The organism is Streptomyces sp. NPDC004788 (assembly GCF_053601115.1).
In genome coordinates, this window is the sequence record NZ_JBSGBF010000002.1 from 136,844 (window position 1) to 152,116 (window position 15,273).

A 15,273-nucleotide genomic window follows, 5' to 3' on the forward strand; every position below is an offset into this window, starting at 1 on the left:
GTGGCTCGGGCCCCGCTCAGGGCCCGGCCTAGGCGGCCGGCCAGTCGCCGCCGCGGCGCACGGCCATCACGGCCTGCGCGAGGGACTCCACGGTCGTACGGGTGAAGAGCACCCGCACCGGGATCTCCAGGCCGAACTCCTCCTGGAGCTTCAGAGCGACCCGGGTGGCGACCAGCGAGTCGCCGCCGAGCTCGAAGAAGTCGTCGTGCGCGCCGACCTCGTCCGCCCACAGCGCCTCGGCCCAGGCCCGGGCCACCGCGCGCTCGGCCGCGTTGCGCGGCGCCACGAACTCCGCCTCCAGGCCCGACCGGTCGCCGTCCGGCGCGGGCAGCGCCGTGCGGTCGGTCTTGCCGCTGCCGGTCAGCGGCAGCGCGTCGAGGAAGACGAAGACGGCGGGCACCATGTAGCCGGGCAGGGTGCGCCCGCACCACTCGCGCAGCGCCGTCACACCGGGCGCCCGCCCGGCGGCCGGCACGCAGTACGCGACGAGCGCCCGCTCGCCCGGCACGGCGTCGTCCCGCACCGTCACCACGGCCGCGGCGACGTCCTCGTGCGCCACCAACGCCGCCTCGATCTCGCCGAGTTCGATGCGGAAGCCGCGCACCTTCACCTGGTGGTCGAGCCGGCCCAGGAAGTCGAGGCTGCCGTCGGGCAGCCAGCGCACCAGGTCACCGGTGCGGTAGACGCCGTCGGCGAAGCGCTCCGCCGTCAGGTCCGGGCGGCCCAGGTAGCCGCGGGCCACGCCCGCGCCGCCGACGAGGAGTTCGCCCGGCACGCCGGCCGGGACGGGCCGGCCGTGCTCGTCCACGACCGAGAGCTCGGTGTTCGGGGACGGCCGGCCGATCGGGACCGGGCCGGCCCCCTCGGTGATCTCGGCGAGCGTGGCGTACACGGTGGTCTCCGTCGGACCGTACCCGTTGACCACCCGGCGGCCCGCGCGCAGCATCCGCGCCGCCAGCTCGGCCGGCAGCGCCTCACCGGCGGTGAAGACCGTCAGCTCGCGCCGGGTGTCGCCGAGGGCGTCGAGCAGCGGCCGCCAGGCGGACGGGGTGGCCTGGGCCAGCGTCACCGCGTGCCCGTCGATCAGCTCGGCGAGCGCACGCGGGGTGTGCACCTGCTCGCGGGTGGCGCCGATGATCCGGCCGCCGGTGATCAGCGGCAGGAACACCTCGACGCCCGCGATGTCGAAGGTGGCGGAGGTGGTGAAGAGCACCCGCTCGCTCTGCGGCGCCGGGAAGGTGTCCCGCATGCCGTACAGCAGGTTGACCAGCGAACCGACCGTGACGGCCACGCCCTTGGGGGTGCCGGTGGAGCCGGAGGTGTAGAGGACGTACGCGAGGTCGTCCGGGCCCGCGCCGGTGAGCGGGGCCCCGTCGGGCTCGTGCCCGTCGATCGCCGCCCGGTCCGTGTCCACCGCGACCAGGACCCGGCCCTCGCCGGCCAGGCGGCCGCGCAGCGACTCCTGCGTGACGACCACCGGCGCCGCCGTGTCCGCGAGCACGAACGCCAGCCGCTCCACCGGGTGTTCGGGGTCGAGCGGCACGTACGCCCCGCCCGCCTTCAGCACGGCGAGCAGCGCCACGACCAGCTCCGTACCGCGCTCCAGACACACGGCGACCGGCACGTCCCGGTCCACGCCGAGGCCCCGCAGATGCCGGGCGAGCCGCCCGGACCTGGCGTCGAGCTCCCGGTACGTGACCTCCTCGGCGCCGAAGACGACGGCGACCGCGTCCGGGGTCCGGGCCGCCTGCACGGCGAACAGGCCCGCGACGGTGCCGCCCTTCGGGTAGGCGGCGGGGTTGCGGCCCCAGGCGCGCAGGGTCTCCAGCTCCTGCGCCGGGACGATGTCCAGCTCGGCGAGGGCGGCGCCCGGCCGGTCGCCGACGGCGGCGAGCAGGGTCAGCAGACCGCCCGCGAACCGCTCGGCCGTCGCGCGGTCGAGGACCGCGGTCCGGTAGTGGAGGTGGAGCGAGAGACCCGACTCGGCGTCGTCGCCGCCTTCGGCCCAGGAGAGCGCCAGGTCGGGCGGGAACAGGCCGGCCGGGGCCACGTAACCGCCGTGGGCCTCGCCGAACACCGCCTGCACCAGCGGGTGGTGGCCGCTCGTCTGCTCCGGGCCGGCGCCGAGCGCCGCCGCGAGCTCCGCGAACGGCGTCCCGGCGTGCGCCCGGGCCTCCCGGACGGCGGCGGCGACGCGCGCGGCCGACTCGGCGAAGGTCTCGCCCCCGGGGCCGGGACGGACCACGACCAGGTTCCCGTCGACCGGCAGCCCGACGGCCACGTCCCGCTTCCGGGCCCACCGGCCGAGCACCGTGCCGTACGCGGCCAGCAGCGCGTCCGGCAGCCCGACGCCGAGCTCGGCCGCGGCCTTGCGCAGCGCGTCCACGGTCGTGGCTGGGACGGCGACGGGGTGCCCGGCCATCGGCGGGCCCGCCTCGGGCGCCGCCGGTCGCGGCCGGTCGAGCGGCAGGTCCAGCGGCTCCAGGCCGTCCAGCGCGGCCCGCCAGAAATCCGTGTCGGCGGCTCCGCCCGTCTCGTCCTGCACCTGCGTCATGACCCCTCCCGGGTCCCGAGGATCCGCGCCAGTGCGATGCGGTCCGTCTTTCCGTTGTCGTTCAGCGGCAGCCCGTCGAGCAGCCGGATCCGCGCCGGCACCATGTGCAGCGGCATCTGGTCGCGCAGCCAGGCGTCGAACGCCGCCGGCTCCACCTCGCGCCCGGCGTAGGCGGCGGCCAGCTCGGTCTCGCCGTCCTCGGCGGTCACCGCGACCACGGCCACGTCCACCACGTACGGGTGGCGGCGCAGCACCGCCTCCACCTCGCCGATCTCCACCCGGTGGCCGCGCAGCTTGACCTGCTGGTCGAGCCGGCCGCAGTGGATCAGCACGCCGTCCTCGCGGCGGATCCGGTCACCGGTGCGGTACCAGTGGCGGTCGGTGAGCGGCCCGGAGCCGTCGTAGACGACGGCGGGGCCCTCGCCCTCCTCGTACGAGAGGAAGCGGCCCGCGTTCTCCCGCGGGTCCAGGTAGCCGTCGAAGCGCTGCGGACCGCGCACGCACAACTCGCCCTGCTCGGCGGGGAGTCCGTCCTCGTCGAGGAGCACCCCCTCCATGTGCGGGTAGATCACACCGATCGGCACCGTGCCGCCCGCGTACTCCGGCCAGTCGGAACTCGGCCCCGTGAGCAGGTGGTTGGTGCAGCACAGGGCCAGCTCGGTGGGCCCGTACACGTTGTGGATCTCGGTGTGCGGTGCCACCTCGCGCCACAGCTCGACGTGCTGCCGGGTGACCGGCTCGGCGCCGAAGATGCTGTGCCGCAGGGTGACCGCGCGGCCCAGCGGCATGTTGCCGAGCCGCTGCGCCTCGCGGATCACCGACGGCACCGAGAACCAGTGGGTCAGCTCGCGCTCCACGATGAACTCGACCGGCCGGTACAGCTCCGCGGCCGTCGGCACGACCAGCGTGCCGCCGCCGCCCCAGGTGGCGAACAGATCGAAGGCGTGGGCGTCGAAGGTCAGCCCGAAGACCCCGGAGAGCCGGGAGCCCGGCTGGATCCCGAAGCGCGGGATGTTGTGGTTGAGGAACGGCGAGAAGTTCCGCTGCAGGATCGGCACGCCCTTCGGCTGGCCGGTCGAGCCCGAGGTGAACAGGATGTACGCCTCGGCGTCCAGGTCGTCCGGCACCGGCGGCAGGCCGTCACCGAGCGGCGCCGTGGCGGCCCGCTCGGCGTCGTCCAGCTCCAGGACCGTCGGCCGGTACCGCTCGGGCAGCGCCTGGAAGAGCCCCGCCGAGCGGGAGTCGACCAGCGCGGCCTCGACGCCGGCCCGCTGGGCCACGTCCAGGTTGCGCTGCTGAGGGTGATCCGGGTTGAGCGGCAGCACACCCGCGCCGAGCCGCTGGATCGCCAGATAACCGGCGTACGCGGCGACGGACCGCGAGGCGACGAGCGCCACCCGGCGCGGCACGCCGCCGTGCTTCCGGACGATCCGCTCGGCCAGCGTCAGGGCCAGGGCGCGCAGTTCGGCGTACGTGAGGACCTCGGCGCCGATCTCCAGGGCCGGCCGGTCGGGCAGTCGTAGCGCCGAGTTCTCGAACCGCTGGTAGAAGGTGAGCTGACGCGCGGGGTCGCCCGGGTCGAGGGTGGTGGCTTCGGTGGTGGTCATCGGTTCCTCGATATCCATGTGCGCTCCAGGTTCTCGACGAGGTCGGGGCTGTGGAGGCGCCGGCACTGCTCGATGGCGTAGGCCGCCATGTAGCGGCGCAGTTCGTCCTCGGACTCCTCGTGGGCGTGCATCACCCGGCGGTTGTTGATCACGGCCGGGGCGGCGAGCGTCGCGGCCGCCGCCGCGACGGCCTCGTCCATCCGCTCGCCGGGCACGACGTCGTCGCACAGCAGCAGGCCCTCGGGGGAGGCCGCCTCGATCCGCCGGTCCGCGATGATCATCTGGCGGGCGAGCCGGTTGCCGCCGACCCGCGGCAGCCGCAGGTTGGCGACGCCCGGGATGATGCCCTCGCGCAGCGCGGGCAGCGTCAGATACGCCTCCTCGGTGGCGATCACCCGGTCGAAGACCAGCAGGATCTGCGCCCCGCCGCCGATCGCGAACGTGTCCACGGCCGCCACCCACGGCTTCTCCACCGGCTCCGGCCACCAGTCGCGGCCGTCGTCCGGCACGCTCAGACCGCGCAGGATCTTGTGGATGTAGCCGAGCTCCCGCGTCAGGAAGAAGTCGATCAGCGAGATCCGGCCCTCGTACAGGCGCGTGAGGTTGATGCCGGCGCTGAACACCCGGCGGCCGGCGTAGCGCGGGTGCGTCATCGGCGCGCCGCGCAGCACGCCGACCCGCACCGAGTCGTCGAGCAGCACCAGGTCCACGGCCGCCTCCAGGGCAGCGACCAGCAGGTCGTCCTCGGCGTTGAGGAAGGCCGTGTTGGTCACGGTCACCTCGCCGACGTCACCGCGCCGCTCCACCGTGACCACGCCGAAGTCGGCGCGGCCCGTGGCCCGGAAGCCGCTGAGGGCCGCCAGCGCCCGCTCGGTCGGCCGGCGCATCGCGTCGAGCAGGTGCCGCCCCGACAGCTCCGACGCCAGCAGGGCGTGGAACAGGATCCCGTGATCGATCTCCAGGCCCAGCTTCTCGCGCTGCGAACGCCGCCGCTCCGCCTCCAGCTCGGCCTTCGTCGGAACCAGCCCGGGCACCAGCTGCGCCGCCGCCGTCGCCAGGTCGTCGAGCCGGTGGTACGCCCGCCGCCCGTCGGTCAGCTCCTCGTACAGCCGGTCCGCGTGCCGTTCCATGAACCGCCGCCGCGCGAGACGCGCCGCCGTGCGCAGCGGCCCGTGCACCGGCTCGCCGGCCGACCGCTCCGCCAGATCGGCCAGGAAGCGGGTCAGCGTCGTGGAGTCGGCCTCGAAGTCCCCGGTGAGCCCGGGTGCCGGCGTCGCCGTCATCATGATCCCCCTTGAATACGTGTCGTGCGTGTCGTACGGGCCCGGGCGCGCCCGGCGCGGGCCTTCAGCGCCTGCTGCCGGGCCTGGCCGCGGTCCGAGGCGGCGGCGCCCGCCGCGGCGTCCTCGCCGTTGCCGAAGTAGGCGGCCATCGCCCGGATCGTGGAGTGCCGGAAGAGGTCGATCACGTCGACCTCGCGGCCCAGCGCCGTCCGCAGCCGGTCCCGCAGCCGGACCAGGAGCAGCGAGTTCCCGCCCACGTCGAAGAACCCGCTCTCCGCGCCGACGGCCCGCCCGAGCACCTGCTCCCAGGCGTCCGCCACCAGCCGCTCCACCTCGCTCACCGGCCGCTCCGCCGCCTCGGCCGCGGCCCGCGTCGCCCGCCGCTCGGCCGCCTCGGCGACCGCCTTGAGCAGCGCGGTCCGGTCGGCGCGGCCGCTGGGCAGCAGCGGCAGCCGGTCCAGCACCTCAAGGCGGTACGGGCGGAGGTAGCCGGGCAGGATCCCGCCGAGGTGCGCGCGCAGGGCGTCGGCGGTGAGGTCGGCGCCGGGCCGTGCGGTGACGGCGGCGACGAGGACCGGTCCGCCGGCGGCGGCCGCGTCGCCCGCGACCACCTCGGCCCGGGCCACGCCCGGGTGCGTGAGCAGCGCCACCTGGACGTCCACCGCCGCCACCCGGACGCCGGAGACGACGGCCCGGTCGACGGCCCGCCCCGCGAACTCCAGGCGTCCGTCGGGCGTCCAGCGCGCCAGGTCGCCCGTCGCGAACAGCCGCCCGCCCGGCTCGCCGCCGTACGGGTCGGGCCGGAACCGCTCGGCGGTCAGCCCCGGCTGCCCGAGGTAACCGCGCGCGACGGCGGCGCCGCCGACGTGCAACTCGCCGACGACACCGGGCGGGACGAGGTGACCGGCGCGGTCGAGGACGTACACGGTGGCGTCGGCGGGAACGCCGAGCGCTGCCGCGTCGCCGTCGGCGCCCGCGAGCGCGGGTCCGGCCGTTTCGGCCGCGGCGTACACCTGCCGCACGCCCGCCGCTCCGGCCTCGTACGCGTCCCGGACGTGAGCCGCGGCCGGCGGCTCGCCCACCGCGAGGACGTACGTGGGGGCGACTCCGGCCCCAGCGGGCGAGGCGAACACCGACGGCGCCGCGACCACCGTTCCGGACGCGTTCCCGGCGGGGACCACGACCCGCCCGCCGTGCACCAGCGGTGCGAACAGCTCGAAGATCGCACTCGTCCCGTCCGGTGCGCCCACGGGCACGACGGCGTCGAGCGCCTCGGCGGGCAGTTCGCGCGCCGCCCACCGCAGTCGGGAGGCCAACTGCCGGTGTTCGAGGACCACGGGCAGCGGCTCTCCGGTGGCGCCGGAGGTGCGCAGCACGACGGCGGCGTTACGGGGCCGGGCGGCCGTGACGACCGTGGTGGCCGGCGCGCTGTGCGCGGGGCCGGGGTTGTCGACGTCCACCTCCACCACCCGCACCTGCGTGTGGTCGAAGAACGGCATCGCCACCGGGTCCGCCAGGACCACCTCCAGCTCCGCGTCGGCCACCGCGAGGCGCATCAGGAAGGCCGGGAGGTCCGAGGCCAGGGGGACGCAGGCGCCGCCCGCCTTCCAGACGGCGAGTTCGGCGGCGACGAGGGCGAAGGAGGGCGGGGCGCAGACGCCGACGCGGTTCTCCGGGCCGACGCCCAGGTCGCGCAGGCGCGCGGCCAGGTCGTCGGAGACGGAGTCCAGTTCGCGGTAGGTCCAGGTGCGCGGCCCGGCGGCCACGGCGACCGCGTCCGGCGTGCGCGCGGCCTGGGCGGCGAAGAGGGCGTGGACGCACTCCTCCGGCAGGGAGGTCCCGGCCGCCGGGTTCCTCTCCGTCAGGAGGAGGTGCCGCTGGGCCTCGTCGGGGCGGAGCAGGGACGAGACCCGCTGGGCCGGGTCCGTGCCGACGCGTTCGAGGACGGTCCGCAGCCGGGCGAGGAGCAGCTCGGCGGTGGCGGCGTCGAAGAGGTCGGCGCGGTAGTCGGCCAGCGCGTGCAGGCCGCCGTCGGGCGTCTCCAGGGTGTCGATCGCCAGGTCGGCCTTGGTCGTGGGGAGCCGCAGCTCGCCCGCGCGGAAGACCGCGCCGCCCGCCCGGTGCTCGGGTGCGGCCGGCTGGTGGGTGTACATGACCTGGTAGAGCGGGTGGTGGCTGGGGTCGCGGGGGACGTCCAGCGCGTCGATGACCTCGTCGACCGGGAGGTCGGGGTGGTCGAGGGCGTCGAGGAGGTCGCCGCGGACCCGGCCGAGGAGGCCGGTGAACTCCGGGTCGTCGGAGAGGTCCGCCCGCAGGACGACCGGGCGGGTCAGGTAACCGACGACGCCGGCGGACTCGACGGTGTCGCGGCCCGACACGGCCATGCCGGTGAGGACGTCGGTGGTGCCGTACGCGCAGAGCACGACGTCCACGGCGGCCTTGAGCACCATGTACAGCGTGCACCGCTTCTTCCGCGCGAGCGCCCGCAACGGCTCCACGACATCGGCCGGTATGTGCGCGGTGCGCCGGTCCCCGGCGTGCCCGGCGGCCGGGCCGCGCGGGGCCCGTACCGGCAGCTCCGTGACCTGGGGCGCCCCGGCGAGGCGGGCGGTCCAGTAGCGGAGGTTCTCGGCGCGGTCCTGCTCGTCGCGCTCGGTGCGGGCGGCGAGGAAGTCCCCGTACGCCACGGCGGGCTCCGGCAGCGGCACCGGCCGGCCCTCGGCGAACGCCCCGTACAGCTCGGTCAGTTCGGAGACGAACAGGGTGAGCGAGGCGCCGTCGAAGACGATGTGGTGGACGCCCACGAGCAGCCGGTGTGCGGTGGCCGCGGAGTCGGTGAGCCGGAGCAGCCGCAGCCGGAGCAGCGGACCGCCGTCGACGTCGAAGGGCTCCGCCGCGAACTCCTCGGCGATCCTGGCGGCTTCCGCCGCGTCGGCCGGCTCGGCGACGGGCAGGGCCGGGGCGCCGGACGCGGCGTCGAGGACCGACTGCACGGGCTCGCCGTCCGCGCCCCGCACGATCCGGACGCGCAGCGCCGGGTGGCGGCGCACCAGTTCGGCGAGGGCGCGGCCCAGCGCGTCCTCGTCCAGCGGGCCCTCGACGTCGACGGCGAAGGGCACGCTGAAGAAGGGGTCGCGCGGGCGCAGGTGCGCCAGGGTCCAGAGTCGGCTCTGGGCGCGGGTGAGCGGGAGCCGCAGCTCCTCGGTGACGCTGGGGGCGGTCACGAGACGACCTCCGATTCGGCGGCCGTGCGGGCCCGGCCGAGCGGGGAGAGGGCGAGGAGCAGGGCGACGGGCAGCAGCACGGCGCCGGTGAGGACGATCGACCGGGAGATGCCGGCCAGGTCGGCGACGACGCCGCCGAGCACCACGCCGAGGACCATGAAGTTGACCATGAGGGCGTTGAGCAGGCCGACGCCCCGGCCGCGCAGCTCCTCGGGCAGGTCGCTGAGCAGGGTGTTGGCCACGGGCACCTGGAAGAGGCCCGAGCCGAGCCCGGCGACCAGACACCACCCGAGCACGACCGACACGCCCAGCGCGTCGCGCAGCCGCCCGGTGGGGGCGAGCAGCAGCAGCGACCCGGCGAACAGCGCGATCGACCAGATCAGCAGCCTGCGGTCGCCGGCCCGGCGCACCAGCGGCGGGCCGATGAGCGCTCCGACGACCGAGCCGGCGCCGAACGCCGCCTGCGCGAGGCCGTAGTCGAACGCCCCGAGGTGGAATCCGGAGAGCAGCTGGGTGTTGAGGTTGGTGGTGAACAGGCCGAGCGCCAGCATCACCGGCACGAGCACGACGGCGAGGAAGCGCAGCGACGGCACGGCCATCACCCCGCCGAGCCCGACGCGCAGCGACTGCCAGTACGACTCGCGCTTCACGCCCGCCGCGGCCGGCACCGGCACCTCCTTCAGGACGGCCATGCTGCCGAGCAGCAGCGCCGAGACCACGAAGGTCGCCGCGTCGATGACGAAGACCGCCGGGACGCTGCCGAGGGCGAGCAGCACACCGCCCATGGCGGGGCCGACCAGGCTCAGGGTGTGGTTGGTCGACTGGAACAGCGCCACGGCCGTGGGGATGCTGTGGCCGCGCACGATCAGCGGGACGGCGCTGATCCGCGCGGTCTCGAAGAACGCCTTGCCGATGCCGCTCAGCAGGATCAGCGCCAGCAGCGGCAGCGGCGAGTCCCGCACGACGATCATCAGCAGGGCCAGCACGGCCCGGACCAGGTCCGAGCCGACCATCAGGACCCGGGCCGGCACCCGGTCGGCCAGCGGGCCGACGAAGGCGCCGAGCACACCGGACGGCAGCAGCTGGGCGATGACGACGAGGGAGACGTACAGGACCGGGTTCGACGTCCCCGTGGCCACCACGTAGATCAGGGTGATCTTGGTGATGGCGTCACCGAGGAAGGACGCGACGACCGCCAGCCAGTAGCGGATGTACGTGCGGTCCCTGAGCAGCTCAAGCATCCGCGCCACCGTCCGTCTCCGACGCGCCGCGCAGCACGTCGTTGAGGACGTCCGCGAGCCCCTCCACGTACGGGTGGCGCATCATCGTGTAGTGGTTGCCGGCCACCGTGCGGACGTCGATGTCCCGGCCCGTCAGCTCCCGCCAGGAGTCGGACGGGTCGTGCTCCTCCTCCGCCGCGCGGATCAGCGTGACCCGGCCCTTGACGGCGTCGGGGCGGAAGTTCCACAGCAGGCGCAGGTTGGCCACCCACAGGTCGAGCACGTCCGCGATCTGCTCGCGGCCGGCGTCCGGCGGCAGGTAGTCCGAGGCCCGGGCCAGGCCGAGCAGATAGTCGAGGTGCTCGTCCGGGGTCATCCCGCGCAGCTCCTCGACCGGCTTCAGCCGGTCGCCGTAGTCCCACTGGAGGTTGGCGGCGACGGCCTCCACGATGTCGGCCCGGTCCGGCTCGTCGCCCTCCGGGACGACCGCCGGGGCGTGCGCGTCCATCATGATCACGGACACCTCCGCGCCGGTCTTCTCCAGCTCGGCGGCGACCGCGTAGGCGTTGGAGCCGCCGTAGCACCAGCCGGCCACGGTGTACGGGCCCTCGGGCTGCGTCTCGCGGATCAGCTCCGCGTAGGCCGCGGCCCGCTCGCCGAAGCCCTCGAAGGGCAGCCGCCCGTCCACCGGAGGCGGCGAGGCCAGCGCGTACACCGGCCGGCCGCCCTCGACGAGGCCGGCGAACGGCATGTAGCAGACGACCTCGCTGCCCGCGGGGTGCGCGAAGAAGACGGGGGCCGCCGAGCCGCCCTCCCCGGCGCCGAGTTCGATGAGATGGACGCTTTCCTCGTCCGCGTACCCCTCGCGCAGCATCCGCGCGAAGCGCTCCACGGTCGCGCCGCGGAAGATCGCCGCCATCGGCAGCCGCCGGTCGTAGCGGCGCTCGATCTCCGCCATCAGCCGCAGCACGAGCAGCGAGTGCCCGCCGAGTTCGAAGAAGCCGTCGTGCAGCCCGACCGGCGAGACGCCCAGGACCTCCTCCCAGATGTGCGCGACCTCCAGCTCCAGGGCGTCGCGCGGCGGGACGTAGCTGCCGGCCGTGCGCTCGATCACCGGCGCGGGCAGCGCACGGCGGTCGATCTTGCCGCTGGTGTTGAGCGGGAAGGAGTCCAGGCGGACGATCACCGACGGGACCATGTAGTCCGGCAGGAAGCCGCGCAGCAGCTCGCGCAGCTCCTCCTGGGACGGCGCCGCGTCGCCCTCGCCCTCCACGTAGCCGACGAGGCGCTTGTCACCGGGCCGGTCCTCGCGGACGAGGGCCACCGCGCGCCGCACGCCCGGGTGCTGTTCGAGGCGGGCCTCGATCTCGCCCAGCTCGATGCGGAAGCCGCGCAGCTTCACCTGGCCGTCGTCGCGGCCCAGGAAGACCAGCGTGCCGTCCTCGCGCAGCCGGGCCTTGTCGCCGGTGGCGTACATCCGCGCGCCCGGGCGGCCGGAGAACGGGTCGGGCACGAACCGCTCCGCCGTGAGCGCCGGCCGGCCGCGGTAGCCGCGGGCCACGCCGGTGCCGCCCAGGTACAGGTCGCCCGGCATGCCCACCGGCACCGGGGCGAGCCGCTCGTCGAGCACGTACACCTGGGTGTTGGCGAGCGGGCGGCCGATGGAGATCTGCTCGGTGCCGCTGTCGAGGCGGTGCGCGGTCGACCAGATGGTGGTCTCGGTCGGTCCGTACACGTTCCAGGTGCGGCCCGGCTCGCGGACCAGCTTCTCGGCGAGCGACGGCGGCAGCGCCTCGCCGCCCACCAGGGCGCGCAGCGAGCCGTCGTTCTCCCAGCCGGCCTCGACCAGCAGGTGCCAGGTCGCCGGGGTCGCCTGCAGGACGGTCGCGCCGGTCTCGGCGAGCACCTCGGCGAGCCTGCGCCCGTCGACGGCCTCCTCCTTGCGCACGATGTGCGTACGGGCTCCGCTGATCAGCGGCGCGTACAGCTCGAGGCCCGCGATGTCGAAGGTCACCGGCGTGACGGCGGCGAGCGTGTCACCGGGCCGCAGGCCCACCTCGCCGGCCATCGAGAGCAGCAGGTTGACCAGGTTCCGGTGGGTGACCTCGACGCCCTTGGGACGGCCCGTCGAGCCGGAGGTGTAGATGACGTACGCGAGCCGGTCCTCGGCCGACGCCGTCGCGAGCCGCACCGGCTCGGGCGAGGCGGCGGCGATGTCCGCCGCGTCGGTGTCCAGGCAGACCCGCTCGCCCGGGCAGTCCGCGAGGACGTCGAGGTGAGCGGAGCGGGTCAGCACCAGAGCGGCGCCGGCGTCGCCGGTCATGTCGGCGAGGCGGGCGGCCGGGTAGCCGGCGTCCAGCGGCAGATAGGCGCCGCCGGCCATCAGCACGCCGAGCAGTCCGGTGAGCAGGTCCACCGACCGGTCGAGGCACACCCCGACCACCGTTTCCTCGCCGACACCGCGGCCGCGCAGATAGGAGGCGAGCCGCCCGGCCCGCTCCACCAGCTCCGCGTACGTGAGCGACTCGCCGCCCGAGGAGACGGCCACCGCGTCCGGGGTGGCCGCGGCCTGACGCCGTACCAGGACGTCGAGAGCCGCGCCGGGCTCCCGCTCGGCCTCGGTGCGGTTCCACTCGACGAGCATCCGGTGGGCGTCGTCCGGGCCGACGAGCGAGAGGTCCGCCACGGCCGTGCCCGGGTCGGCGACGATCTGCTCGACGAGCCGCGTGTACTGGCGGGCGAAGCGCGCCATCGTGCTGTCGTCGAACAGGTCGGTGTTGTACTCGAAGAGGCAGTGGAAGTGGTCCTCGGCGATGCCCGGGTCGTCGAAGACGCCCAGCATCACGTCGTCCTTCGCCGTCTCGTTGTCGAGGGTCAGCTCCTCCACCCGCAGGCCCGCCATCGGCGCCTGCTCCTCGTAGTGGAAGTCCACGAGGATGAACGACGACTGGTACAGCGGCGTCCGGCTCGGGTCCCGGTCCAGGGCCAGCTCGTCGAGGAGCGTGCCGAACGGGATGTCGTTGTGGTCGAAGGCGCCCATCATCGTGGTGCGGGTCGCCGCCAGCAGCTCCCGCACGGTCATCCCGGGCCGCAGCGTGGAGCGCAGCGGCAGGACCGTGAGGAAGTAGCCCACCATCGGCTCGATCTCGGGCCGGCCGCGGGTCGACGAGGTGGTGCCGACGAGGATGTCGTCCTGCCCGGACAACCGGTGAAGGAGCACCTCCCAGGCGGCGAGGAGGAGGACGAAGACCGACACGCCCTCCCGCTTCGCCAGCTCCTTCACCGCGCTGGTCAGCTCCGGGGTGAACGGGAACTGGTGGCGGGCGCCGTTCGACGTCATCACCGGCGGACGGGGCCGGTCCGTGGGCAGTTCGAGGACCGCGTCGGCGCCGGCGAGCTGCTTCTTCCAGTACGGCACGTGCCGGCGCGCGACCTCCTCGCGCAGCCACTCCGGCTGCCACAGCGCGTAGTCCGGGTAGTGGACCTCGATCTCCGGCAGCTTCGGCTCGCGGCCGGTGGCGTACGCGGAGTAGAACTCGGCGATCTCGGCGTTGAAGATGCCCATCGAGCCGCGGTCCCAGACCAGGTGGTCCACCGCGCCGACGAGCACGTGCTCCTCCTCGGCCAGCTTGATCAGCGTCACCCGCAGCAGCGGGCCGGCGACGATGTCGAAGGGCGCGCGCAGCTCGGCCGTGGCGAGCCGCTCCATCTCCGACTCGCGCTGCTCCGCCGCCACGTCCCGCAGGTCCACGTGCCGGATCGGCACCTCCATCGCCGGGTGCACCACCTGCACCGGCTTGTCGCCGTCCTGCGCGAAGGTGGTGCGCATGGCCTCGTGCCGCGCCACGAAGGAGTCCACCGCCCGCTGCAGCGCGGCCACGTCGAGGTCGCCGAGCAGCCGGGACGTGAAGTGCACGGTGTAGACGGGGTCCTCGGGGTCGAACTGGTGGATGAGCCAGATGCGCTCCTGGTCCACCGTGAGCGGCACCGGGTCCGTGGTGGTGCGCCGGGTGACGGGGCCGAGGGCCGGCACGGCCGCGGCCTGCGAGGCCCGCTCGCGCATCTTGCGGTCCAGCAGGGCGCGCTGGGCCGGGGTGAGTCCGGCGAGCCGGTCTGCGAAGTCGGTCACGACTGCTGCCCTTCCGCGGACCGGTAGCGGTCCTTCAGTTCGGTGAGGTGTTCCAGGCCCTTGAGCACCACGTCCGGCTCCAGGCCGAAGTCGACGAGGCAGGCCACCTCATTCACCCCGATGTCCACCAGGTCCTCGATCAGCGACTCGCACTTGTCGGGCGTGCCGAGCAGCGCCAGGGAGTCGAAGTAGCGCTCGAAGGTGGCGTTCAGCATGGCCTCCTGCCCCTCCTCGCCCAGCTTGGAGAACTCGCTGCCGAAGCTGTCCTGCTGCGCCAGGAACGTCTTCAGATAGCCCGTCAGCGGGCCGCGGACCAGCTCTCGCGCCTCCTCCTCGTCCTGCCACAGGAAGGTGTGCACCATGGCGGTGACGATGCCGGTGTCCGGGTCGAACCCGGCCTTCGCGCGGGCCTCGCGGTACGCGGCGGTCTTCTCCTTCAGGTCCGCGGGACGCTGCGCCACGAGGCCGGTCAGCAGGTTCGCGCCGATCTCGCCGGCCCTGACGAACGTCTCCGGGCTGCCCTGCGCCGACACCCACACCGGCAGCTCCGGCTGGATCGGCCGGGGCAGCGAACGCACGCTCTGCAGCGAACCGTCGGCGCGCGCCACCTCGACGCTCTCGCCCGCCCACAGCCGGCGGATCGTGGCGATCGCCTCGAACATCTCCTCCTTGCGGTGCGGATAGCGCGCCTGCCCGTCGCCGGGCGCCAGGACGAAGTCGTCCGGGTGCCAGCCGGAGGCCGCCGAGATCGCGGCCCGCCCGCCGGACAGGTTGTCCACGACCGCCCACTCCTCGGCCGACCGCACCGGGTGGTGCAGCGGCAGCACCGTGCTGCCCGCGCGGAGCTGGATCCGCTCGGTCACCATGGCGAGGGCCGCCGCGAGCACCGACGGGTTCGGGTACAGGCCGCCGAAGTCGACGAAGTGCCGCTCCGGTACGGAGATGCCGCTGAAGCCGTTGCGGTCGGCGAACCGGGCGCTGTCGAGCAGCAGCTGGTACTTGCCCGGGCCGGCCGCCGTGCCGTCACCGGAGAAGAAGAACAGGCTGAAGTCCATCCGGCTGTCCGCGCGCCGCTCCCGGCGCGGCGCGGCGGCCTTCGCCGTCCGCTCCTTCTCCCCGCCGCCCAGCTCCTCGGGCGCCTTCTGCCCGCGTGCCCGCAACTGCTTCTCCAGGACCGCGCGCTGCTCCGGCGAGAGCGAGGCAAGGCGCTCCTGGAGCCGCCGCGCGGTCTCCGACTCGTTCGTCTGATCCGCCAT

7 protein-coding genes are annotated in these 15,273 nt (G+C 74.6%); all 7 read right to left on the reverse strand.

All coding sequences use genetic code 11. From position 1 onward, the window contains the following. Positions 1-28 precede the first annotated feature (28 nt). The 7 genes from ACWEJX_RS01725 to ACWEJX_RS01755 are packed head-to-tail and all read right to left on the reverse strand — an operon-like array spanning position 29 to position 15,273. Positions 29-2,554, reverse strand: a complete 2,526-nt coding sequence (locus ACWEJX_RS01725; RefSeq protein WP_451605566.1) for a non-ribosomal peptide synthetase — start codon at positions 2,552-2,554, stop codon at positions 29-31. Next, positions 2,551-4,161, reverse strand: coding sequence for an AMP-binding protein (locus tag ACWEJX_RS01730; RefSeq protein WP_451605567.1), 1,611 nt, complete (start codon positions 4,159-4,161; stop codon positions 2,551-2,553). The genes ACWEJX_RS01725 and ACWEJX_RS01730 overlap by 4 nt, the downstream gene beginning before the upstream one ends. Continuing rightward, positions 4,158-5,447 (reverse strand): enoyl-CoA hydratase/isomerase family protein, encoded by a 1,290-nt coding sequence (locus ACWEJX_RS01735; protein WP_451605568.1) that lies wholly within the window; start codon positions 5,445-5,447, stop codon positions 4,158-4,160. The genes ACWEJX_RS01730 and ACWEJX_RS01735 overlap by 4 nt, the downstream gene beginning before the upstream one ends. Further along, on the reverse strand, positions 5,444-8,668 hold the full coding sequence (locus ACWEJX_RS01740; RefSeq protein WP_451605569.1) for a non-ribosomal peptide synthetase: 3,225 nt from the start codon (positions 8,666-8,668) through the stop codon (positions 5,444-5,446). Before ACWEJX_RS01740 ends, ACWEJX_RS01735 begins: the two co-directional genes overlap by 4 nt. After that, positions 8,665-9,909: an MFS transporter gene (locus ACWEJX_RS01745; protein WP_451605570.1), complete on the reverse strand. Its 1,245-nt coding sequence runs from the start codon at positions 9,907-9,909 to the stop codon at positions 8,665-8,667. Before ACWEJX_RS01745 ends, ACWEJX_RS01740 begins: the two co-directional genes overlap by 4 nt. Beyond that, entirely contained in the window at positions 9,902-14,017 is a 4,116-nt protein-coding gene (locus tag ACWEJX_RS01750; protein ID WP_451605571.1) for a non-ribosomal peptide synthetase, read from the reverse strand. The genes ACWEJX_RS01745 and ACWEJX_RS01750 overlap by 8 nt, the downstream gene beginning before the upstream one ends. Then, positions 14,014-15,273: a MupA/Atu3671 family FMN-dependent luciferase-like monooxygenase gene (locus ACWEJX_RS01755; protein WP_451605572.1), complete on the reverse strand. Its 1,260-nt coding sequence runs from the start codon at positions 15,271-15,273 to the stop codon at positions 14,014-14,016. Before ACWEJX_RS01755 ends, ACWEJX_RS01750 begins: the two co-directional genes overlap by 4 nt.